Origin of the sequence: uncultured Blautia sp. (assembly GCF_902497045.1) — a bacterium.
Lineage (GTDB): Bacteria > Bacillota > Clostridia > Lachnospirales > Lachnospiraceae > Blautia_A.
Genome location: NZ_CABVDF010000017.1, coordinates 1 through 23,270 on the forward strand (window position 1 = coordinate 1; position 23,270 = coordinate 23,270).

The following is a 23,270-nucleotide window of genomic DNA, read 5'->3' on the forward strand; positions in this document are numbered from 1 at the left end:
AAACTCTCTTATGCAGCATTGAAGTTTCCAAATATTTGGATACTTTTCATAAATATATTCCTTATGATTATCTGAAAGCTCAGTATTCATCCACATGTACCTAAACACACCTTCTCGTGTAATATAATCTTTATCTTTTCCCTTACTGCCGGTTTTGTATTTTAAACACTCCGTCATTGTTCTGACATATGGCTGTGGCTCAAAACATTTATTTTCTTTTTGCTCTATTTTGCACAAATAATCAAAAGCATTGCTTTTGGATCCAGAATATCCTTTTTCGTATATTGCCTTTACAGTTTTGCTTTTATTCCATCCTTCTTTAAGACAATCTATAATAAAATCATGAAATGGATCAAGTTTGCTTTGATGAATTCCATACGTACTTAATTCTTTTGGATCACCTTTACGATATTTTGCAATTGTGTTGCGACCTATTCCCATACGTTTGGCAATTTCACGGTAACTACAGCCTTCTTTTAAAAAATTTTGTATTTGGCAGATCATTTGATAACGTTTTTCTGAAAAAACAGCATAATTATCCACATCAGATGCGATTTTTTTACAATGTTCTTCTGCATCGATAAATGTATCATTGTGTGGGATACTTATTGTTGCAGGGATTTCTTGGTACTTCATATGGTCTGCCCCCCATGTGCACACAGTCTGCCCCCGATATGTAACATCCACCACCCAGATCAAAGAAGACCTGCATAAAAAGGACGTATGAATTATTTTATTTCATCTCCCCACACTGCAAAACACTCCCAAAAGGATCTTGTCATAAATCTCAGATCCTTTTTGGGAGCGTATTTTTTCACATCTTTATATCTGTTTATCAGTTATTTTTCATCATTCTTCTGAAGAAATCACATTCCTCATCATTGCATTTCTGTCCTTCTGGCTCCTGAATGGTCACATGGAATACATGATACAGTGGATTTTCCTCTGTTCCATAAGTCTTGAACTCATAGTAAACCCCATTTTTCTTTAATGCAGCCTCCAGAAGGGGTGCCTGTGGACGGCAGAAATCTCCTACACAGGTCATCAGATAAACCGGTGGAAAATTTTCTGTTACATGATCCGTTACATTGACAAGGGCACGTTCCTTTGCAGAACCTTTTTCCGGAAGGAAATCCTCCATAAGCTCCTGATCCTGCTTGCCTCCAAGAACACCTTCCTTACTGAAGGGATTGTAAGCGCCACAGTTCAGGGCTACTGCCTGGGGAACAAATCCATCTGGCACTTTGAATGTATAATTGACAGCATACTCCGGGTTCGTGCAGATGGCGCTGTAAAGGCCACAGAGATGTCCGCCTGCAGAATCGCCTACCATAAATACGTGGTTCATATCAAGGCCATATTCTTCCTGGTTCTCATACATCCAGTTGATCACATTATTGGTATCCTCAAGAGGTGCCGGGAATTTTACTTCCGGTGCTAAACGGTAGGTGAAATTCACAACTGCAAAACCACGCTGTGCAAGAGTCATCCCATAAAACTGATACAGCTCTTTATCACCGTATACCCATCCACCGCCATGTACACTCACGATAACCGGGATTTTTCCCTGTGCATTCTTTGGACGGTATACATCCAGTTTGTTTTCCACCGGATCCGGGCCATACTGAATATCATCAAAACGCTGGATATCATCCGGTGTTGTCAGCCCTGCATCTCTTTTTGCATCATTGATCTTCCATTCTCTTCTCATTGTATCGCTTGCCTGTGACATAGTTTTTCATCCTTTCTGCTCTTCCTGACTTTTCCGATATTCACTGATTGTCATTCCTGTAATCCTTTTAAATACCTTGCAAAAATAAGTCAGATTTACATATCCGCATTTCTCGGATATTTCATTTAGTGTCAGATCCGTCTGGGTACAAAGCCTTTTTGCCTCCTGCATACGCACACCTGACAGATATTCCACAAAAGTCGTTCCCGTTCTTTCCCGGAAAATATGGCTTAAATAGTAGGAGCTGATTCCCACATTCTGGGCACAGTCCATAAGGGAAATATCCTTCCGAAACCAGATGTCAATATAACGTTTGGTCTCATCCACATAATCCTGTATTTTATCTGAACTCTCTTTAGGAATGCTTCCTTCTTCCCTGCGGTTGATCTGCAGCATTTGAACACTGTCCCTGTAGGAATCTGACATTTTTTCAAAAGAGTCATACACATTTCCAGTTCCATAAAGGTACTCTACTTTTGTCCTTGCCTTCAGGCACTCTGCCACAAGGGATGCAAGATCATTGCTCCATTCCCTTCTTTTTTCCTTTTCCACTTCCTCCTGGACAAAAAACATCACCACAATTCCCTTTGAGGTAATGGTTGCAAGAAAATCACAGAAACCAGTCAGGCATTTCTTCAGTTCATTATTTAATTCCTTTTTGTTGAGGTCTGTTTTGGTCTGGGGAAGAAATGTAGCAATACAGCCGCCGAAAAATTGGATATTGTTGATATTGCAGTATGCATCAAATTCCTTATTGTCGCAGTTATCAGAAAATACCGACATAAGAATCTCACTGCCAAGTACGGAATTCACCACTCCCAAGGCAGATTCAATTCCATCCTGGCGCAGATTTATCTTTTTCTCCTCTTCCACAGTCCTGCAAAGCTTCCCGATCACTTCCAGTTTTTCTTCCCGTTTGGAAGGCTTTACAAGATAACCGTCTGTTTTCAGATCAAGCGCCTTTTTTATGTAACCAAAATCACTGTATGCTGTACTGATAATAAAATGAGTGGAACATTTTTTGTGCTGTAACAGTTCAATGACCTCAATTCCCGAAAGTCCCGGCATGCGGATATCCACAATTGCCATATCCGGTTTATAGGCTTCCAGCATTTCTTTCAGTTTAATCCCGTTTTCTGCCATTCCTACAATTTCAATATCCGGAAATTCTTTTTTCAGAAAAAGCTCTGTACTTTTCAAAACCACCGGCTCATCATCAGCGATTACCATTGTATATTCCATTGTCATCATCACCTCCTGGTAGAGAAATAAATATTTTCAACCCCGGATCCATATTATAAAATTCAAATTTCAGGTCATTATGATAATACAGACTTAATCTGCGGTAAATATTCCGGATACCGATATGATTGCCGGAGGATTTATTTTCCTGAAAATCTTCATAGATACTTCTGATCTGTTCCTCAGTCATTCCCACACCGTTATCCTGTACCTCCAGACATACGCAGTTCCCCTGTGGATATATCCTGATCCATACATGGCCGTTCTCAAGCATCATAGCAATCCCATGCTGAATGGCATTTTCCACCATTGGCTGAAGGATCATACAGGGCATTTTATAATCCAGGCACCGCTCATCAATTTCAAAGGTGTACTGGTATCGACCACCATAACGGCATTCCTGAATCGCCACATAGTCTTTCAAATTTTCCACTTCTTTTTCCAATGGAACGGTTTTGCTGATATTATCCAGATTATACCGTAAAAAGGCTGCTGTCGTTTCCATAAGTTCTGCACACTGATCTGCATTCTCGATCCTTGCAAGGGAAGAAATCATATTTAAAGTATTAAACAAAAAATGAGGATTTACCCTGGACTGCAGAAAATCCAGATGACTTCTTTGCAATTCACTGAACATTTTCAGATTTTTGATTTCCATTTCTGCAAGGCGCTCTTTGATATCTGCATTTTCTTCAATTTCCCGCATCTGTTTCTGGATAATGCCGGTCATTTTGTTAAAAGCAGCTGCAAATTCTTCAAACTCATCATTGCTTTCAATCTGAATGGGCTCTGCACTTAGCACATTATCCTGAATGGATTCCACACCCTTTTGCATGGTTGCAATAGATCTTGAAACCTCCATAATAACCCTGGTCAGATACAGACCAATGCATATAAGAGTACACACGATCATACCGATCTGCAGCCGCAATATATTTCGTTGAAGAGCATTCAGCCTGTTTTCCAACTGACTTAATTTATTCAGTTTTACCGAATATGCTTTCTGAAAACGAAGGATAACGTAAGAATAAAGCTCCTGAAGCTCATTGTAGCTGTTTTCCAGTTTTTCAAATCCCGTCTGCTTATCGCTTTCAAAATATCTCCGCAAGGCATCTGTCAGAAAATCAGATTTTCCAAGAAAGCTTTCCACTGTACAGTATGCATCTGTTACCTCCCTGACAAAGCTTTTCTCCTGAAGCTCCTTCACTATTTTTAAATACTGTTCGGCACTCTTCCTGTCCTGCTCATAATTTTCGGTTCCTTCTTCTGACAGATACAGGTATGCCATGTTTATGTCGCCATTTAAGACTTCTACGCTATTTTCCAGATTGTTTATGGAAATCATTTCACCGATAGCATTGTCATACCGACCTGACACATAGTTGTTACATATAACAGCGACCATAAGAAGAATTACTGAAAAAACTGCTACGATGACATAGCCTACAATATATTTTTTCCCAACTGAGTTAAAGAAACGCGCCTTTTTCATTGTGTTCTTCCTCCGCTGTTCCATTTTGGGGCATATTCCAGTTCTGCATCGGAAAGAATGCTGTGGTAATTTTCCACTGTCAGCCACTGTGTATCTGTATAAACCGTTTTTGAGCTGTATTCTCCATTCCGGATAAAATTTGCAATTTCTTCTACTACCTGTTCTCCCATCATATTGGTATCCTGTTTGATAATTCCATCTATCGCCCCGCTTATTACACCGTAAAAAGCATCAAATCCAAGAATATGTTCGTACTGATCGTCCCTCTGTTTAAACTGGGAACTGATTGTCACTCCTCCCGTTCCCTCCAAAAAGACAATGGTATCTGCGCCTTCTGTATTCTGGTAGTACATTTTCATAACTGTAAGCCCGTCATAATTGTCATACTGTACATCCCCAAGATGGATTTTGGGATAATCCTTGACCGCGTCCTGAAGTCCTTCCAGTCTTTCCTCCAGATTGGAAAATCCCGGTTCACCGGAAATCAACGCAACATTGGCTTCTCCATCTGTTACGTTTATCAGTTCTTCTCCCAGCATTTTCCCTGCTTCATAATTATCTGTTCCGATATACAGATGCTCCGGAAAACTTTTAATATCTGTATCCACACAGATAATCTGAATTCCCTCACTCCACGCCTCTTTTAATGTATCAATGTATTCTTCATCCTCATTTCCCTGTACCACCAGCACATCTACCTTAGCCGCAATCTGCTGCTTCAAAAGCTCCACCATCTGAGGAATATTGTAGTTCAGCTGAGGCTTGAGTATTTTGATATCCATCCCGCAGCTCTTCTTCAGTTTCTCCCCGGATTGTTCGATTCCTTCTTCAATCAGCATCCAGTATCCATCATCGAAATGAGGCAGGATCACAGTCACCCTGGTTATATCTGTTCCGGCAACCGGTATACCTGCCTTACAGCCTCCAAGCACGCAGCATAAAACCAGAAGCGTAAGTATTCCTGCCACCGATTTCTTTTTTTCAGGCATAGTCAGTCTCCTTTATTTCCTTAGAATGTGTCCATTATCTCACTTTTCATTCTTTTAGACAATTACCCGGATCACGTTTTCGTCCTTTACGTTTTTTCCAAACGCAACTATCCGGTATCCTGCTAGCAGAACCCCGGATAGTCTGATACATTTTTTTATTTGTCTGAACCGTATTTTCTCATATCAAGTGCAACTGCTACGATGATGATAAGTCCTTTTGCAATGTTCTGCCAGTAGGAGCTTAAACCTACAAATGTAAGACCATAGCTGATAACACTGAAAATAATAACTCCCAGGAAAGCTCCCGGTACATTACCAATACCACCTGTGAAGGAAGCACCACCGATGATACAGCTTGCGATGGCATCCATTTCATAACCTTCTGCATATGTTGCATTGGCACTTCCGGTACGTGCTGCAAGCATACATCCTGCAAGAGCTGCAAGGGCTCCGGATAAGATATAAACAAACATATCGATTTTGAATACGTTGATACCTGCTACTTTTGCAGCCTCACGGTTACCACCTGTAGCATAGATGTTTTTACCTAATGTTGTCATGTTCAGGATAATGTAAACAGCGATCATAACTACAAAGGCAACAATAATCAGATAGTTAACTCCAGCAACAGAACCTGTACCAAATTTTGTAAAGGATTCTTTAAATCCTGCAAGAGGCTGTGAGTTGTTCGGTGCTTTTTTCATGAACAACAGGTTTCCACCGTAAATGATCAGCTGAAGTCCAAGACCAGCAAGGAAAGCCGGTACCTTTAATTTTGAAATGATAAGACCTGTGATCACTCCGGAGATACTACCAATGATAATGGAAGCAACGATTGGTACGATCAATGGCATTTCCGGCAGTGACGGCCAGAATTTAATGTAATAAGTGGACTGCTGCGCAAGTGTTCCGGATACAACGGCACCAAGACCTGCAAGTCGTCCTACGGTCATATCCATACCACCGGCAATGATTACAACCAGCATACCCACAGCAAGAAGCATTTTCGGGGCACTCTGTGTCAATACATCACTTAATACACGAACGGAGATAAATGACGGCGAAATTATCGCAATGATCACGATCATCAGTAACAGACAGATATAAAGAATATTATCCATCAGGATTTTTGACATATTTTTTGATTTCATTTCTTATCCTCCCCATTGGCTTCATATGTACTTGCCAGCAACATGATCTTCTCATCTGTTACTTCAGATTTATCCAGGATACCGGACTTATGTCCTTCACACATTACCATGATCCGATCAGACATACCCATAAGTTCCGGCATCTCTGAACTGATCATAATTACACATTTACCCTTTTGTGCCATTTCTTCCATTAATTCATAAATTTCATATTTTGCTCCTACGTCAATTCCTCGTGTAGGCTCATCCAGGATCAGGATATCCGGCTCACTTAAAAGCCAGCGTCCAAGAAGTACTTTCTGCTGATTACCACCGGAAAGGGTTTTGATGGCAGTTTTCAGGCTTGGAGTTTTTGTGGAAAGCATATCTACATATTTCTGTGCATCCTGGTTTCTCTTTGGCTTATCAATAAAAGGAAGCCCTGCTTTGTGATACCGTTTTGGATTTACATTCTGCTCTACAACAAGAGTATTATCTGTAATGGATCCAGGTCCGATAATACCTGTTTTTCTTCGATCCTCTGTAAGCAGTGCCATACCGTTTTTAATGGCATCGATGGGCTTTCTGTTGTGGATCTCTTTTCCCTCAATAGTAATCTTTCCGGAAGAAATTCCATGTAATCCAAATAAAGCCTCCATCAGCTCGCTTCGCTGGGAACCTACAAGTCCGCCGATTCCGAAAATCTCCCCTTTCTTTACAGAAAAGCTTACATCCTTAAAGGAATGAGGATTTGTGCTTGTAAAGTTTTCAACTTTCAGATACTCTGCTCCTGGTGTATGCTTTTTCGGTGGAAAACGATCTGTCATCTCACGTCCAACCATTTTATTTACAATAGTATCTGTTGTCATTTCACTTGCAGGCCATGTACCAACATTTTGTCCATCACGCATAATTGTGATGTCATCTGAAATCTGAAGGATTTCATCAATTTTATGGGAAATATAAATAATTGCTACGTTTTCGTTTTTTAGCTGATCGATAATACGGAACAAAATCGCTGTTTCAGTCTCTGTAAGAGAGGATGTAGGTTCATCCATAATAACGATCTTTGCACCAATGGATACAGAACGTGCAATCTCGATCAGCTGACAGTAGGATGTAGAAAGCTCTGCAACTTTCTGCTTTGGATTGATGTCCAGTCCCAGTTTCTTAAATACTTCTTCCGTTTCTTTTATCAGTCTTTCTTTATCTACCCAACGTACCCCTGCCACTTTTTTGTAAGGGATCCTGCCAAGGAAAATATTTTCTGCCACTGTCTGCGGTCTTACAGGATGCAGTTCCTGGTGGATCATTGCAATTCCCTGATCCATGGCGTTTCTTGGGCTGGTAATACTTACCTGCTTTCCATTTATGGAAATACTTCCCTCATCCGGGGAATAGATTCCATAAATACATTTCATCAGCGTAGATTTGCCGGCTCCGTTTTCTCCCATCAGTGCATGCACAGTTCCGGGACGGACTCTTAAGGAAACCTGATCCAGTGCTTTTACACCAGGAAAGGTTTTCGTAAGATTTACGGCTTCCAGCACGTATTCGGAATTACTCATAGCTTATTCTCTCCTGTTCTGCTCTTGGCAATAATAAAAAGGGACGCTTTACAGTCCCTCTTTATGCAGCCTTGCGGCCAAACTTTTGTTATTTAGAATGAAGTGTCTGTAATGTCGTAGCTTGCATCATCTAAATTGTCAGCTGTGATAGAAATATAGTCGATCATGATTCTATGTCCGTCAACCTTTACACCATCCATTCCAATAGACTCAGTGGTAACTTCCTCACCGTTCTCTAACAGATACATCAGTTTATAAATGGATTTTGCAAGTTTTACAGGGTTGTTGAGGCTGGTCTCAAGAAGAGTTCCGTTTTTGATTGCTTCACATCCGGCAGCTGTAGCATCAACACCAACAACCGGAATTGTGTTCTCATCGCTTGTGAAATATCCATGAGCCTGAAGTGCTGCGATTGCACCAAGTGCCTCATCATCGTTATCTGCGATGATACAGTCAATGTCATCACCAAAGCTTGCAATAAGTGCTTCTACATTTTCCTGCGCTTCAGATCGGGAGAAGTTGCAAAGTACACCGTTGATGGAATCTCCACCTTTAACGCCTGTTACATCATCACCACCGATGCAGCTTCCAAGCTCGTATCCTGCACCCTCAATTGTTGCAAGACTGTAAGAAGAACGGTTGATGGTATCACTGAATGTCTGAATACCCTGAAGGAGAATGTAATCAACTTTTCCATTTCCGTTTCTGTCCCAATTCTCATGAGTATTGAAGTAATCAACGATTGCATTACCCATGTTCTCACCGGACTGAGTGGATACGGAAGATACATACCACAGATTCTCGTTGTCTGCAAATGCGTCATCAGATGGGCTCGTTGTGTTTGCAAAAATACCAACTACGCCTTCTTCTTTCATCTGTTTTGCAATATCATCGGTTGCTGTCATATTGATGTTATTCAGGATCAGATATTTAACGCCCTGTGTGTAGAAGTTGTTTACGTTATTTCCCTGAGTGTTGATATCGTTTTCACTGTCAGCGTCTGTGATGGAAATTGTTCCATCTGCTGCTGCGATTCCGTTTAAGCACTGGCGGGCATTTGCGATAAAAGTATCTGCGAAATTGTACCATACAACACCCGCTGTTGCACTTCCATCAGCCAATACAGGTGTTGCAAACATGGATGTTGCCACTGCAGCTGCAGCCAGAACGCTAATTACTTTTTTCTTCATTTTTTCTTCCTCCATTTAAAAAAACGTTATCCCGGAAAGCCTTTTCTTTTATTTGCTTTCCCCTTGTTGATAATACCAGTATAGCATGGCCGCCCTTTAGAAAAAATTCAAGATATTTGCAGTTCTACCAAAAAATATTGCGAATTTGCTGTACAGGCGCAAAAAAAAATTGCACTTTTTTGTTATCCGCAAAATAGTGCAGCTTTTTCTTTAACGACTTTTCCCCCCAGAAAATAATCCCTTATTCCCCTTTTCCCTTGAAATCTCTGTAGCAAACTGTTACTATATTATTACAAAATTCGTGTTTTTCAGTGATCTTTTGGTCATATTTTAGGGATGAGGAGTTTTGATGAATTTATTCAAAGTCAGCATTATTTTTCCGGTGTATAACGTGGAAAAATACTTAATCCTCATCTTTTTACCTCCGTTTTCTTATTTTGGGGTTCTTATTCCAAGTGAATACTTCGTCATCCGAATACAGTTTTCTATGCCTTCTCTTACTTGCTCATCATCCTGAATATTCCGAATTTCGATTGGAGTGCAAACAATTTGATTGCGGTCTACTTTCGTTGGTGTATTTGCTCCATATGCATTTACCGTATCCAGACTGCTGGATTCCAGATGCAGCACTGCATCTCCATAGACGATCTGTTCTCGTTGCTGTGCCGGATAGGCTTTTTTCAGCAGAGAAGCAATCTTGGCAAGCAAAATGGCTGTGTTATAGGGCTTTGTGATAAAAGCGTCTCCTCCAAGCATAATACTGTTTAATTCATCCATATCCGTAGTACAGCTTGTTACAAAAATAATCGGCACTTGAGAAAAAGTGCGGATCTGTGAACAGAGAGAAAATCCACTGGTTCCAGGCAGCTTGATGTCCAGTAAGATCAAGTGTGGATGATCTGCTTTGATCTGGTCAATCACACCAGAAAAATCCTCCGGAGCCGCTATTTCATAGCTGTTGCTTTTCAGAAGCGTTTTCAATTCATTCCGTATCAACGGATCATCTTCGATTATCATTATTTTTTCTTTCATATCAGCCTCCGTAATAATATAAAACAGCTGTTCTTGCTTCCACTGACATTCCTATCAGGCAATTATAAAAGCACCGCTTTCTCTAATCACCATTCATTAACAGCTTCTGTAATTTCCATGCTGCAGATCCGCTTTGCCGGCACATATACTGCTGCTGCAGCAGAGACAATGCCAAACACCACCGTAATGCCAATCAGGGTTATTGGCAGGGTCCATGGTGTTCCAAAGTATCTCGTAAGCAGTCTGGTATGCAAAAACCAACTTAACGGAATTCCTGTACTGCAGCCAACTATAAGTCCTGACGCAGTGTAAGTAAAGGCTTCTGCTGCAATCATTCGTGTAAGCTGTTTTCTGTCCATGCCAACTGCCCGCATAGCACCATATTGTTTCTTACGGGCAGTGACACTCATAGAAATGCTGTTGATTATATGAAACAATGTGATCATTGCAAGAATCGCTAGAAAACTATACACAATAAAGACAGAGGCTGCATAAGTTGCGTGATCCTGCTTATTCCTTTCGCGCATATCTTCAAAGATCACATCTCTTCCAGCAAGATTTTCAATCTTCTTTATCGATTCGTCTGATGCATTTTCCTGCAGCTGTACACCGATCAAACTATAATTTTCTTTGCCTGTAAGTCTGGCAAAAGTTTCCTGAGAACAGATCACACTATACTCACTGGGGTATATCCCATCAGACACAGCACATGTAATTTTAAGCTTCTGTCCTGCTATTTCAATGATATCTCCAACTTTTAATGGATTATCTTTATTTAAAACAGTCATAACCTGATCGCTGTTTCCATGGATTTCTGACAGATCGCCCTGTACAAGACATTCCTGTGCACTGTCCAAAAGATATTCACTGTAGGATATCAGATTCACATAATCAATTCCCTGACTTGAGGATGCAGCAGAAACTTTTTCCATATATGCACTTCCAAAAACATGCTCTACTCCTGGAACAGAGAGAATACTGTCCTCCAGCGCCGGACTCAATATCTGTTCATTTGCATATCCGGTAAGCGTAATATCCGGCTGCCACGACCTCAATGACGGGAGAAGTGCCTGTGCAAAATCCAATCCCACCGAAAAGCTAAAAAATAAAATAACACTGAGTGAAAAACTGAAAGTCATCAGTATCCAGTTTTTTTTAGGAGTAAACGCATGATGAATGCCCAGGACTTTTTCCACTTTCCCTAAACCCAGGTTTACAGTATGGCCTGCAAAAGATGTCGAATCCACATTGCCGGAAACTGCGGCCACAGGAGAAACTCTGGCTGCACGTCTGGCTGGTGACTGTGCTGCCAGAAGAACCGCAACAACGCCTACTGCTGCCCCGCTGAGCAGCCCAATCGGACTGACTGCAAAAACTGGCATGGAGCTGAATTCACCACCAATCCCATAACGCAGCATTATACATATTCCCCAACTGATCATTATTCCTGCAAATAAACCAACAGGAACAGCAGTTTTGCACCAGTTTAAAGCCTCAAAACGCACATAACGGATAATCTGTTTACGACTTGCCCCAATACAGCGCAGCATACCAAAAAACTTTATCCTTTGTGCCACATTACTGTTCATACTTCCGGAAATCATCAGTATACCGGCCATCAATACCAGTATAAACAGGATTATCGCCAATCCATAGATATTTTTCACAGACTCACTGCTGCTTTGTCCTGTCAGCCCCATAACTGCAGTATTCTCAGAAATACTTTCTCCTGAGAGATGATACTGTTGTTTTAATTCCTTAATTGCACCAGAAGCCTTTGACGCGTCCTGAAACTGAACATAACAGACTGGATCCGTCTCCGTTTTATTTTCTTCCATAAGAGCACCAAATTCACTTCGTGTCATATACACGGCAACAAGATAGGTCTGTCCCCTGTAATCATCTTTATTATCTGAGCCGAATCCTGAAATAATAAATTCAGTATCTCCGGCAGGAGTCTGCAGCGTTATCCTGTCTCCAAGAGATACATCCAGGGCAGTCTTTGCGTTGGAGCTAAGCATAATTTCCCTGTCATTTTGTGGAAGAACTCCTTCTTCAAGAGCATTGGAAAGCTGGCTTAAATAGATATTATCAGTCCCGTATAAAGCGGCTTTTTTCTCTCCGATATAGTATGGCTGATCTGCATCAGAATTAAATTCTTCCACCCAGCCGACACCTGCAGTATCAGAACGCTGGCTGATCTCCTGTCCCATACTCTGGGAGATATTTTCCAGTCTGATGTGCCAGTTCCCATGTTTTTCCTGAAGTTCACTGCTCTTTGTCCGGATAAACATATCAGCTGTACTGAAAACCGTTGTCACAAGCAGTACAGAAATAATAATACACAGAATTGTCATTCGGTTCTGTCTTTTTCTTACTTTTGCTGAAATTGGAATAAGGCTTAAGTAACTTCTCACTCCCGACACCTCCCGAAATCTGTCAGTACACCATCTGATACCTGAAGCACCCTGTCAGATGTTTGTGCGATACTGCGGTTATGCGTGATCATGAGAATCGTCTGCTGGTATTTTTTTGATGCCTTTTTCAATAAAGCGATCACTTCGCGGCTGTTTTGTGTATCCAGATTTCCGGTAGGCTCATCAGCCAGAATCAGAGCAGGGCGGGTGATCAGCGCGCGGCCAACAGCCACTCTCTGCTGCTGACCTCCTGAAAGCTGGTTTGGAAGATGATTTCGTCGTTCTTTCAGATTCAGCACCGTAAGCAATTCTTCCAGATATGCCTTGTCCGGCTTTTGATAATCCAGCAATAGTGGAAAAATAATGTTCTGTTCTACAGTAAGCTCCGGAACAAGATTAAATGCCTGAAAAATAAATCCAATGTTTCTCCGGCGGAATATGGTAAGCTTCTGTTCATTCATGGAAAAAATATCTTTGCCGTCAATAAACACCTTGCCTGATGTAGGCAGATCAAGTGCTCCTATCATATTCAGCAGTGTACTTTTTCCCGATCCGCTTTCTCCAATAATCGCTGCATACTGGCCTTTTGGGACAGAAAAATTAATGTTTTTCAATGCCTTTACAGCAGTTTCACCACTGCCGTAGGTCTTGCAAATGTTTTTAACTTCTAATAAGTTCATAGTGCAGCCACCTCTTTCTGAATTACTTTTTCATACAAGCAGATTTTTCTGTCTTTGTCTGCAATTGAAAGGATAGCACCTAAACATTACAGCAAGCCTACACACAGCCTACAATTTTGTAGGATTTAAAAAATTCATAGTAAAAATCGTACCTTTTCCCAATTCACTGTCAACTTCGATCATACCTCCGTGCGCCTCTACGATTGCTTTAGCAAGAGGCAGTCCCAGCCCGATTCCCTGCTTGTCCTTAGAAAAGCGGCTTCTGTAAAACCGTTTAAAAATATAATGAATATCTTCCGGATGGATACCGCTTCCATTGTCTGTCACAGTGATCTGGATGCCGGAAGAAAGCTCTTTCCATTCAATAGAAACAAAATCTCCCTGTTTTGTATGGTCAAGCGCATTTTTTACAATATTGTCTATAGCTTCTGTAAGCCAGTCACGGTCACAATTCAGAAAAACTGTATCAGTTCCGGACAAAATCACTTTCTTCTGTTCCTGCCTGGAACGGTATAAAAAATGCAGTTCCATATCCTTCATCATATCCGACACATTCTCTGCAGATTTTTCAAGCATAACTGATCCTGCATCCAGTCTTGTTATTTTGAGCAGATTTTGCACCAAAGTTTCAATACGGTCAAGTTCCTGCTCAGACAGCTCTGCAAACTCCTTTATGGATGAAGAGGCTTCTGCTTCCTCCTGAAGTAAACCATTGTAAATATTCAGAGCAGCCAGCGGAGTTTTTAACTGATGGGAGATATCCGATATGGTATTTTTCAAAAACTCTTTTTTCTTTACTTCATTTAACGCATGAGCATTTAACACTGCCGCCATGGAATTGATAGAATGAAACAGGTGATATAGTTCGCCTTCCTGATCGCATTCGATCCGTGCATCCATATTTCCGTCCAGATACGCATGTATCTGTAATACTGCCTGTTCCATCAACTTATTTTGTTTTTGAAAATATCTAATAAAGACAGCCCATAATACTCCCATTATAAACAGTGAAAGAAACAGCAATAACAGAGAAATTTTTGAACACAGCAGATAAACACAGACCTCCGCCAGGACAGCAAACACTGCCATAACAGCTGATAAGGCAAGAAAAAATTTCTTTATATCCTGATTTACAAATATTTTCATAACCGCCTCAATCTATCACATTCCATTTATAGCCCATACCTCTGACCGTCAGCAGCATTTTCGGCTCACCAGGATTGTCCTCGATTTTTATTCTCAGCCTGCGCATATATACCGTCAAAGTACTGCTGTCAATATAGTTCCCATTACAGTCCCATAATCTGTCCAATATCTGCTCTTTAGTAAGAACCACATTAGGATTTCTCATAAACAGGCAGAGCAGTTTGTATTCTGCCGCTGTCAGCTCCAGTAACCGGTCATTTTTGAATGCCTGACCCTGCAATAGAAATACCTTGATCCCATTTGACTGCAGCATAGTGCCTTCTGTGCTGAAATCATTTGTACGTCTGAGCAGTGCATTGATTCTGGATATCAATACTCCCAGTTTAAATGGTTTTGTAATATAATCGTCACCGCCAATATCCAGCCCCATAATTATATCCATTTCTTCATCAGCTGCTGTCAAAAATATGATCGGCACTTTCGATGTCCGTCTTACTTTTTTGCAAAATTCAAATCCTGTACCATCGGGAAGGGCTACATCTAAGACCAGAAGATCGTACTTTCCATCCGTCCAAAGGTTTTCTGCCTCTTTAAGCGTCCTGGCAACCTCCAGTTTGAAGCCCTGTTTTTTTAATGCAAAGGTAAGCCCGTTGACCAGGCTCAGGTCATCTTCTATTAATAATATATTATTCATGGCACTCTCCGTTTTTCTGTTATGTCAATATCTCTAAATGATAAAGGCTTCCGCTGTAAAACGGAAGCCCCCCATGAATCATTCCAGTTCAATTCCCCAAATCTTGCAGTCTCTGGTCCCTACAACAGCAGTACTTCCGTATACAGCCGGGGAAGCCTCGATCACGCCTTCGCTGAGAGAAAGTGTGTCAAACACTTCTCCTGTCCGTCCATCAAGAAGATACATGTTTCCATCACTGCTACAGTAAATAACACGTCCCTTTTTGTCCTTGTCATATACACAGACCGGAGAAGACCATGCATAGCCAGCTTTATGCTCCCATACCATTTTTCCGGTTTTTTTATCCAGACAATGAAGAACACCTGTTGCATTGTCATCTGTTTTAGATACTGTTACATACACATAATCCTTAAGATCATTTTTCCCTGCAGCAATAGTAGACTGGACGCCTCCTGACACACCATCATCTGTATAACACTGATAATCTGTCTGCCAGATGATCTCGCCTGTCTCTGCGTTGATCTTCCATACCGGTACCGTTGCCTGATCGTAGCTTCGCCATCCCAGACGGAAAGAGGTGCTTACATAAAGATAAAGATGTCCGTCCTCAATAGACAGCACCGGTGTAGAATTGGAGTCATCCAGGATATCCTGAACCCATACAAGTTCCATTGAATTCAGATCAAGGCACATCAGATTACCGCCATTATCTGATGTAAACAGGTAATTTTTGTATACAGTAGCACTGACTTCCATACCCACCCAGAAAGATTCTGTACTGGATCTGGTTCCATAATAATGCCATTTAACAATTTTCCCCGGATCAATGGACAGATTTCCTGTTTCCGGGTCATATTGGGTATTCAGTTTAATCAGATACAGAATACCATTTTCTCCTGGATAGATCAGGGTGTCTGTTTCCGCGTCCACCAAAGCAGAAGAATCAAAAAAGCTTAAGCTTCCTCTAAGAGAAAAAGGATCGTTGTCTCCAAAGGTATACATAGTGCTGCAGTCCAGAAGATTGATCACAAACACTCTTGCAGTTCCCTGGTCGCTGTTATAACCTGCACCCACATAAAGAATCGGATATCCTCTGGGATCCAGCGCACCGGAGCCTTTAAACGTATATCCCAGATAAAGAGGTTCCCTTGTATCTTTTCCTGTTTCCAGGTCCAGAAAATATACGTAACCGTCCATACAGGCATAAATCACCTCTACCAGATCCTCTTTTTCTTTTGCCCAGTCATACATATTCATATGAGCCTTTGCCTCTTTTGACCATTTTTGCATCAAAGGCTGTCCGGTCCATCCGCTTCCGGTCCAGACTGTTCCCTGAGAAGAAAGCGATCCAGTGTCTCTGGACCATTTGTCTCTTAATTTATTTTTTTCCAGAGAGGCTTTTCCATATGCGGCGCTGTCTCGGAAATTATTTCCTCTGAAAGTCACAATCCCATTCACCTTTGTGTATTCATTTCCTTTATTAAAGGAAATCGGACTGTCGGGCATATAGGAAGAAATACTGTCAAGCACAGTACCGTCAACTTCCACTTCTGTAGAAGAGATCAGGTTTTCCGGTCTCGTAGACTCTACACAATGAGGGCTGAAAAATATCTCCTCTGTCTTTTCCATTTCCAGTAAGGGTTCCTCTGTCTTTTTTGAAAAAACACTTATCTCCTTGTCTGCACCGCCTGCTGAACGAGAGCTTAATTTATGTACGATATAAATACCGGAACCGCCTGCCAGGCACAGGATAAGGAACAGAAGAACAGCTTTCACGGAAATAATGTTTTTTAAAATACGCTTCCAGAAGATCAGCCTTCCCGGCAAAGGATACTTCTCAGGAAGCTGTCTTCTGGCTGTTCCTTTTAATGGAGATGCCGTCTTGTTCTTTTTTGAAGAAACAGTTTCCGCTCTCCTTTTTGACTGAGAGTCTATTTTTGTGACAGGCTTTTCTGTCTGTGTTTTAGGCGGGTGATAATTACTTTTTCTTATATGGGAATTTCTCTTTTGCTTCATACCTTTCTCCTATACCATATAAAACCTGCGAAAGTACTCTGATCCTGCCCTGACCTGTTATCTTCTTGCAAGTTCTCTGGTGATTTCTTCCCAGGTAACACCTTTTTCTGCCATCAATACCATAACGTGATAAAGAAAATCTGAAATTTCATATTTAATTTCATCTTTATCCGGGTTTTTAGCGGCGATTACAATTTCCGTACATTCTTCCCCTACCTTTTTCAGGATTTTATCAATTCCCTTATCAAAAAGATAATTTGTATAGGAACCATCTTTCGGATGAAATTTTCTGTCCATGATCACATCATACACATCCTGGAAAACGCGAAGGGGATTTGTATCATCATATTCCTTTTTGATCAGAGGCTGAAAAAAACAGGTTCTGTTTCCTGTATGGCAGGCAGCACCGGTTTGTGCTACTTTTGCAAGGATCGTATCATTATCACAATCCAATGTTAATGATTTCACATATTGGAAATGTCCGGAAGTGGCACCTTTCAGCCAAAGCTCCTGGCGGCTTCTGCTCCAGTAAGTCATTTTTCCCGTGTGGAGCGTAGACTGAAATGCCTCCTCATTCATATATGCCACCATTAGAACCTCGTCAGTTTTATAATCCTGCACTACAACCGGGATCAGACCATCACTGTTCAGTTTAAACTCAGACCATCCAATGGCACTTTCGCAGATATCCACCGGGATTCCTTCTTTTTTACATGCATCTTTAAAATGAACAAGATCCGTATCTGCAGCACTTACAAAAGCTCCGCTGAGTCCGCAGACTGCAGAATGTTTCAGCAGACCCAGCAGTTCTGATTCATGATTTTCCTCTGTATGAAGAATCACCTGCATGGAAGAAGCTGCTGCCACAGAATCCTGAACAGCATCAAGAGCCAGGATCCCTCCTGCATAATTTTCGATCAGTTCCTTATTATCTGTAAATTCCTCCGGGGATGAAACGCATACATACATCTTTTCCCTTCCAAAACGTTTGGACATGTCTTCCAGAAGATCAACATTACTCTGTTTTGAAAAATTAAGAACGACTTTTGCACAGCCGGCATAAATCAGTTTTTTTACATCTTCCATTCGGTTAATGTTGCCGGCTGCCATCACCGGGATTTCTGACGCTTCACAAATCGCTTTGATCCTGGCAATGGCTTTTTCATGCTCTGCATCGTCAGAAGAAAAGTCAAAAACAAGAAGCTGATCAGCCCCATTATCACTGTACATACCTGCAAGGCTTTCCACGTCTCCATCTCCAAAAAGATTTCTCTGTCCAAATCCTGTTACAGCTCTTCCTGATTCCAGGTAAAGACAGGGGATCATTTGTTTATTATCCATAATATTTCTCCTTTTCATCACATTGTTACAGGCTTCCCTTTGTAGAAAGTACATCTGTGATCCTGGGGTCAAAGGAAGTCGCCTGGTCAAGGGCTTTGGCAAAGCTTTTAAACATTGCCTCTGCCAGATGATGGCTGTTTCCATTGGTAAGTACTTTAAAATGCAGATTCATGCCTGCACTGCAGGAAACAGCATAAAAGAATTCTTTTACCATTTCTGCTGTCATATCGCCTATACGTTCTGAAGAAAATACTGCATCTGAAGAATAATAGGGGCGTCCGGAAAGATCCACTGCACAAAGAACTAATACTTCATCCATGGGAAGGATGCAGCTTCCAAACCGCCGGATTCCTTTTTTATCTCCTGCTGCTTCTTTGATGGCTGTTCCCAGAACAATACCGGTATCTTCTATGGTATGGTGATCATCTACATTCAAATCTCCATGAACACGGATACAAAGATCAAATAAGCCATGTCTTGTAAAACCATCCAGCATGTGATCAAAAAATCCCACACCCGTAATAATATCGGAATACCCGTTTCCATCCAGAATCAGTTTCAGTTTGATCTCTGTTTCTTTTGTATTTCGCTGGATTGATGCCTCTCTTGTCATAATCACTCTCCTGTCTCCTCATTTTCGAAACGGACTGCAATAGAATTTGCATGAGCAGTCAGCTGTTCTGATGAAGCAAACTGTTCAATATCTTTGTGGATCTTTTTCAGTGCTTCCCGGGAATAATATACAATACTTGATTTTTTTACAAAATCGTCTACAGAAAGCGGCGAGAAAAATTTCGCAGTCCCATTGGTAGGAAGTACATGGTTCGGACCTGCAAAATAATCGCCCAAAGGTTCCGAACTGTATTCTCCAATAAAGATCGCTCCTGCATTTCTTACCTTCATCATAACTTCAAAAGGATTTTTCGTGACGATCTCCATATGTTCTGACGCAATGGCATTGGCGGCCTCAATTGCTTCATCCATATTCTCTGCAATCATTATATATCCAAAATTATCCAGAGATTTCCGGATGATCTCTCTGCGGGAAAGAACCTTGACAAATTCATCCACCTCATAGCTGACCTTCTCTGCCAGTTCTCTGCTTGTAGTGATCAGGATTGCTGACGCAAGCTCATCATGTTCTGCCTGGGAAAGAAGATCTGCGGCAACAAAGCGCGGATCAGCGCTGTCATCAGCCAGGATCAGAATTTCGCTGGGACCGGCAATGGAATCAATACTAACATGACCGTAGACCGCTTTCTTTGCAAGCGCCACAAAAATATTTCCAGGACCTACAATCTTATCTACTTTAGGAATACTTTCAGTACCATAAGCAAGGGCTCCTACTGCCTGTGCGCCGCCTGCCTTATAAATTTCATCTGCCCCTGCTTCCCTGGCAGCTACCAGAGTAGAAGGATTTACTTTTCCATCTTTTCCAGGAGGAGTTGTCATAACGATCCGGTCTACTCCGGCTACTTTTGCCGGAACAATGTTCATAAGCACAGAAGACGGGTAAACAGCCTTTCCTCCGGGAACATAAACTCCCACACGCTGAAGGGGAGTTACTTTCTGCCCAAGCATGGTTCCTTCTTCAGAAGAGGTAAACCAGCTGTTCTGTTTCTGCCTTTCATGATAATTTCTGATATTTACCAGCGCTTTTCGGATCACATCCACCAACGCCGGATCAACGGCATCATAAGCCTCTCTTATTTCTTCCTCCGTTACCTGGATGGTCTCTTTTGTAATCTCTGTTTTATCAAATTCCCTGGTATAGGCAAAAAGAGCGCTGTCTCCTTCTGTACGTACTTTATTTAAAATTTCTGCAACAGCAGCTTCATAATTTCCGTAATTATTAGGGCTTCTTTTTAAAAGATCCTCAAGAATATCTTTTGTTGTTTCTTTTGTAAGCGATACGATCCGCATATTTTTTTCCATCCCTTCTGTAAATACTTGAGCAGATCAGTTTTTTATTACACTGCGAAGATCACTGATCAGTTTTCGGATCCGCTCATCTTCCATCTTCATGCTCACCTGATTTACGATCATTCTTGCAGAAAGAGGACAAACCTCCTCCAATACTTTCAGTCCGTTTTCTTTTAGTGTACTCCCGGTTTCCACAATGTCCACGATCACTTCGGAAAGTCCTACAATAGGAGCCAGTTCAATGGAACCGTTCAGCTTTATGATCTCTACTGTCTGGTGCTTTTTATTGTAAAAATAATCTTTTGCAATATTAGGATATTTTGTGGCTACCCGGATCAGCTGATTATTATGCAAAAATTCTCTGGCACTTTCCGGACCGCAGACACACATCCTACAGGCTCCAAATCCCAGATCCATAACCTCATAAAGTTTTCTTCCTTCTTCAAGAATCGTGTCTTTTCCTGTAATTCCAATGTCTGCCGCACCATATTCTACATAGGTAGGAACATCTGGTCCTTTTGCAAGAAAGAATTTTAATTTCAGTTCCTCATTGACAAAAATCAGTTTTCGTGAGTCTTTATCGCGGATTTCCTGACAGGTAATTCCTATCTTTTCAAAAATATCCAGTGTTTTCTGAGCCAGACGTCCTTTTGTCAGAGCTATTGTCAGATATCTCATTTCAGCAGCCCTCCTTTACTTTCCGCAGAGCTACCCGCCTGCCTTCTTTTCTCAGTCTCTGTGCCTTTGCCACTGCCTCTTCCAGCATATCTTCTGTATAAGTCAGAATATATGGCTCTTCCTCCTGAAAAGTTTCAATCTTCTGTCTTGACAGTGCTGTCAGAAGGCTGTCTATCACAATAACCAGGCCAATGGAAGCCGCCGGAGTACCAAAATGTTTCAGAAGGTCATTATAGCGTCCTCCTTTTACAATAGGTTCTCCTGTACCATAGGTATAGGCCTGAAAAATAATGCCGGTATAATACTGGATCTTGCTTACCATTCCAAAATCAAAGCTGATATATTTTTCATATCCGTAAATTTTCAGGATCTCATAAATTTTTTTCAGACGTTCTACTGCCCGAACAGCCACAGGATTATCGGTAAGAGAACTGGCTTTGTCCAAAATTTCTCTTGCTCCAAATAAATGAGGTATCTGCTGAAGTGCTGTGGAAAGCTTTGGATCAAGTTTTTGTTCTCCAACCAGCTCTTCCACACCAAAATAATTTTTTTCCGCAATCAGTTCCTGAAGATGTTCCTCTGCCTCCTCATCCAGATCAGCTTCCCGGAGAAGGGACTTGAAATAGTCCACCTGTCCTACACTTACCTGAAATTCTCTTAATCCTGATGCCAGAAGACACTCTACTGTCATGGCAAGAAGCTCCGCATCTGCTTCCGGAGAATCATCACCGATACGTTCTACCCCCATCTGAGTGGTTTCTTTTAATCTGCCCTGATAGCTGGAGCTGTTTACAAAAGCCTGTCCTGTATACGACAATGTGATTACTTCTGTTTCCGGAGAAAAATATGTGGCACAGGCTCTGGAAACAGAAGGCGTAAAATCAGGCCGCAGAACAAGGGTATTCCCTTCTCTGTCAAAAAATTTATAAAGGTCCCTGGAAGGAACAGTTCCTACTTCTCTGCTGAACACCTCAAAATATTCAAACGTCGGTGTTTCAATCTCCTCATATCCATATCCCTGAAAAACCTTCCGGATACGCTCCTGCAGCTGATGTTTCTGTGCACATTCCCTGCTGTAGATATCCCGGACTCCCTCTGGAGTGTGAAAAATCCTCTGCATACTCTTATCCTCCCGAACTTTACTTTAGTTCACTACCATATTACTATACGAAATATCTAAAATTATAGTAAATAAAAAAGAGATTGTCAATCCCGCAAATTCAGATCTGTTTTTATACCTTCCAGATATGGTACGAAAAATCCGCCCTGCCGTGGCAGATAAAAGCATTCTTCCAGTTCTTCCCTTCGGAAACTCTTCCGTCCTCCTTGTTCCATCCTGTTCCAGAATATGAGCAGCAGCCTTAAAGGCAGATAATAAAAAAGATCCTCACTGCTGAAAAAAAGCAGAAAAAAAGCAATCCCTCCCTGTTCTTCAAAGGCCTGCATAAACTCTACCTGATGGCGGTGGATATTACTTAAAGGGAAGGTATCCGTGCGGCATTCCTTTGCATCGAAGCATACAGGGATTCCCTGTACAGCTCCAATATAATCCACGGTACTTTTCTGCTCAAAATAAGCCAGTGTGATCTGATGATGATTTTTGTCCATTTTTACAGGTGTAATAGGTGTAGGGATCTTCTGGATCAGCGCCAGCTTCTTTTCTGCATACTGCTCATTTGTACGATTGACCAGTTCCTCCAGGGTTGAACCCCGGAGGCCTCTGCTTACCCACGCCATGATTACTTCAACATTTTGATAGACGGGAAATAGCGTACGATTGCTTTTCCGACAATCTGATCAAATGTAACAAAGGTGTTGTCCCAGAATCTGGAATCTCTGGAATTTTCACGGTTATCTCCAAGCATGAAATAGGAATTTTCCGGAACCACATAAGGTCCATAATCTCCTCTCGGAGTCTCCGGCACAAAACTGTCATCCAGCGGCTCCTGGGCTCCGTTGATATATACTTTTCCGTCACGTATCTCCACAGTTTCTCCTGG

Annotated in this window: 20 protein-coding genes and 1 pseudogene; all 21 read right to left on the minus strand. The window is 41.5% G+C overall.

From position 1 onward, the window contains the following. A pseudogene (locus RDS42_RS02880) lies at positions 1–636 on the minus strand (hypothetical protein); the annotation flags it as partial. 199 nt (positions 637–835) lie between these two features. After that, positions 836–1,732, minus strand: coding sequence for an alpha/beta hydrolase (locus RDS42_RS02885; protein ID WP_308782285.1), 897 nt, complete (start codon positions 1,730–1,732; stop codon positions 836–838). Between the two features lie 6 nt (positions 1,733–1,738). Then, positions 1,739–2,974: a helix-turn-helix domain-containing protein gene (locus RDS42_RS02890; protein WP_308782286.1), complete on the minus strand. Its 1,236-nt coding sequence runs from the start codon at positions 2,972–2,974 to the stop codon at positions 1,739–1,741. After that, the gene (locus RDS42_RS02895; protein ID WP_308782287.1) at positions 2,949–4,466 is read right to left on the minus strand and encodes a histidine kinase; all 1,518 of its coding nucleotides are present in this window, start codon (positions 4,464–4,466) and stop codon (positions 2,949–2,951) included. The genes RDS42_RS02890 and RDS42_RS02895 overlap by 26 nt, the downstream gene beginning before the upstream one ends. Beyond that, on the minus strand, positions 4,463–5,455 hold the full coding sequence (locus RDS42_RS02900) for a substrate-binding domain-containing protein (protein ID WP_308782288.1): 993 nt from the start codon (positions 5,453–5,455) through the stop codon (positions 4,463–4,465). The genes RDS42_RS02895 and RDS42_RS02900 overlap by 4 nt, the downstream gene beginning before the upstream one ends. Before the next feature lie 155 nt (positions 5,456–5,610). Continuing rightward, positions 5,611–6,606, minus strand: coding sequence for a beta-methylgalactoside transporter (locus RDS42_RS02905; protein WP_308782289.1), 996 nt, complete (start codon positions 6,604–6,606; stop codon positions 5,611–5,613). Next, positions 6,603–8,153, minus strand: a complete 1,551-nt coding sequence (locus RDS42_RS02910; protein WP_308782290.1) for a sugar ABC transporter ATP-binding protein — start codon at positions 8,151–8,153, stop codon at positions 6,603–6,605. The genes RDS42_RS02905 and RDS42_RS02910 overlap by 4 nt, the downstream gene beginning before the upstream one ends. A gap of 92 nt (positions 8,154–8,245) precedes the next feature. Further along, entirely contained in the window at positions 8,246–9,343 is a 1,098-nt protein-coding gene (locus tag RDS42_RS02915) for a substrate-binding domain-containing protein (protein ID WP_308782291.1), read from the minus strand. A gap of 432 nt (positions 9,344–9,775) precedes the next feature. Beyond that, positions 9,776–10,375 (minus strand): response regulator, encoded by a 600-nt coding sequence (locus RDS42_RS02920; RefSeq protein WP_308782292.1) that lies wholly within the window; start codon positions 10,373–10,375, stop codon positions 9,776–9,778. Positions 10,376–10,461: 86 nt separating this feature from the next. Next, the gene (locus RDS42_RS02925; RefSeq protein ID WP_308782293.1) at positions 10,462–12,792 is read right to left on the minus strand and encodes an FtsX-like permease family protein; all 2,331 of its coding nucleotides are present in this window, start codon (positions 12,790–12,792) and stop codon (positions 10,462–10,464) included. Then, positions 12,789–13,472, minus strand: coding sequence for an ABC transporter ATP-binding protein (locus RDS42_RS02930; protein ID WP_308782294.1), 684 nt, complete (start codon positions 13,470–13,472; stop codon positions 12,789–12,791). Before RDS42_RS02930 ends, RDS42_RS02925 begins: the two co-directional genes overlap by 4 nt. A gap of 108 nt (positions 13,473–13,580) precedes the next feature. After that, positions 13,581–14,618, minus strand: coding sequence for a HAMP domain-containing sensor histidine kinase (locus tag RDS42_RS02935; protein WP_308782295.1), 1,038 nt, complete (start codon positions 14,616–14,618; stop codon positions 13,581–13,583). Positions 14,619–14,625: 7 nt separating this feature from the next. Further along, positions 14,626–15,312: a response regulator transcription factor gene (locus RDS42_RS02940; RefSeq protein ID WP_308782296.1), complete on the minus strand. Its 687-nt coding sequence runs from the start codon at positions 15,310–15,312 to the stop codon at positions 14,626–14,628. A gap of 78 nt (positions 15,313–15,390) precedes the next feature. Next, positions 15,391–17,328: a PQQ-binding-like beta-propeller repeat protein gene (locus tag RDS42_RS02945; protein ID WP_308782297.1), complete on the minus strand. Its 1,938-nt coding sequence runs from the start codon at positions 17,326–17,328 to the stop codon at positions 15,391–15,393. Between the two features lie 57 nt (positions 17,329–17,385). Beyond that, positions 17,386–18,669, minus strand: a complete 1,284-nt coding sequence (gene hisIE / locus RDS42_RS02950; RefSeq protein ID WP_308782298.1) for a bifunctional phosphoribosyl-AMP cyclohydrolase/phosphoribosyl-ATP diphosphatase HisIE — start codon at positions 18,667–18,669, stop codon at positions 17,386–17,388. A gap of 25 nt (positions 18,670–18,694) precedes the next feature. Beyond that, the gene (gene hisB, locus RDS42_RS02955; RefSeq protein WP_308782302.1) at positions 18,695–19,282 is read right to left on the minus strand and encodes an imidazoleglycerol-phosphate dehydratase HisB; all 588 of its coding nucleotides are present in this window, start codon (positions 19,280–19,282) and stop codon (positions 18,695–18,697) included. A gap of 2 nt (positions 19,283–19,284) precedes the next feature. Then, complete coding sequence (gene hisD, locus RDS42_RS02960) at positions 19,285–20,592, minus strand: histidinol dehydrogenase (RefSeq protein ID WP_308782303.1); 1,308 nt, start codon at positions 20,590–20,592, stop codon at positions 19,285–19,287. A 36-nt stretch (positions 20,593–20,628) separates the two neighbouring features. After that, positions 20,629–21,270 (minus strand): ATP phosphoribosyltransferase, encoded by a 642-nt coding sequence (gene hisG, locus RDS42_RS02965; protein WP_308782299.1) that lies wholly within the window; start codon positions 21,268–21,270, stop codon positions 20,629–20,631. 1 nt (position 21,271) lies between these two features. Continuing rightward, positions 21,272–22,390 carry an ATP phosphoribosyltransferase regulatory subunit gene (gene hisZ / locus RDS42_RS02970; protein ID WP_308782300.1) on the minus strand — a complete coding sequence of 373 codons (1,119 nt, stop codon included), beginning with the start codon at positions 22,388–22,390 and terminating at the stop codon, positions 21,272–21,274. Between the two features lie 86 nt (positions 22,391–22,476). Next, positions 22,477–23,010: a Holliday junction resolvase RecU gene (locus RDS42_RS02975; RefSeq protein WP_308782304.1), complete on the minus strand. Its 534-nt coding sequence runs from the start codon at positions 23,008–23,010 to the stop codon at positions 22,477–22,479. Beyond that, positions 23,010–23,270: signal peptidase I (lepB, locus tag RDS42_RS02980; protein ID WP_308782301.1), on the minus strand; the 261-nt coding region annotated here is incomplete at its 5' end. The genes RDS42_RS02975 and lepB, both read right to left, overlap by 1 nt.

What these genes read in the sequence shown, in the direction of transcription:
- RDS42_RS02885 (WP_308782285.1), bottom strand. Translation starts at nt 1,732, where the DNA reads ATGTCACAGGCAAGCGATACAATGAGAAGAGAATGGAAGATCAATGAT.
- RDS42_RS02890 (WP_308782286.1), bottom strand. Translation starts at nt 2,974, where the DNA reads ATGGAATATACAATGGTAATCGCTGATGATGAGCCGGTGGTTTTGAAA.
- RDS42_RS02895 (WP_308782287.1), bottom strand. Translation starts at nt 4,466, where the DNA reads ATGAAAAAGGCGCGTTTCTTTAACTCAGTTGGGAAAAAATATATTGTA.
- RDS42_RS02900 (WP_308782288.1), bottom strand. Translation starts at nt 5,455, where the DNA reads ATGCCTGAAAAAAAGAAATCGGTGGCAGGAATACTTACGCTTCTGGTT.
- RDS42_RS02905 (WP_308782289.1), bottom strand. Translation starts at nt 6,606, where the DNA reads ATGAAATCAAAAAATATGTCAAAAATCCTGATGGATAATATTCTTTAT.
- RDS42_RS02910 (WP_308782290.1), bottom strand. Translation starts at nt 8,153, where the DNA reads ATGAGTAATTCCGAATACGTGCTGGAAGCCGTAAATCTTACGAAAACC.
- RDS42_RS02915 (WP_308782291.1), bottom strand. Translation starts at nt 9,343, where the DNA reads ATGAAGAAAAAAGTAATTAGCGTTCTGGCTGCAGCTGCAGTGGCAACA.
- RDS42_RS02920 (WP_308782292.1), bottom strand. Translation starts at nt 10,375, where the DNA reads ATGAAAGAAAAAATAATGATAATCGAAGATGATCCGTTGATACGGAAT.
- RDS42_RS02930 (WP_308782294.1), bottom strand. Translation starts at nt 13,472, where the DNA reads ATGAACTTATTAGAAGTTAAAAACATTTGCAAGACCTACGGCAGTGGT.
- RDS42_RS02935 (WP_308782295.1), bottom strand. Translation starts at nt 14,618, where the DNA reads ATGAAAATATTTGTAAATCAGGATATAAAGAAATTTTTTCTTGCCTTA.
- RDS42_RS02940 (WP_308782296.1), bottom strand. Translation starts at nt 15,312, where the DNA reads ATGAATAATATATTATTAATAGAAGATGACCTGAGCCTGGTCAACGGG.
- RDS42_RS02945 (WP_308782297.1), bottom strand. Translation starts at nt 17,328, where the DNA reads ATGAAGCAAAAGAGAAATTCCCATATAAGAAAAAGTAATTATCACCCG.
- hisIE (WP_308782298.1), bottom strand. Translation starts at nt 18,669, where the DNA reads ATGGATAATAAACAAATGATCCCCTGTCTTTACCTGGAATCAGGAAGA.
- hisB (WP_308782302.1), bottom strand. Translation starts at nt 19,282, where the DNA reads ATGACAAGAGAGGCATCAATCCAGCGAAATACAAAAGAAACAGAGATC.
- hisD (WP_308782303.1), bottom strand. Translation starts at nt 20,592, where the DNA reads ATGCGGATCGTATCGCTTACAAAAGAAACAACAAAAGATATTCTTGAG.
- hisG (WP_308782299.1), bottom strand. Translation starts at nt 21,270, where the DNA reads ATGAGATATCTGACAATAGCTCTGACAAAAGGACGTCTGGCTCAGAAA.
- hisZ (WP_308782300.1), bottom strand. Translation starts at nt 22,390, where the DNA reads ATGCAGAGGATTTTTCACACTCCAGAGGGAGTCCGGGATATCTACAGC.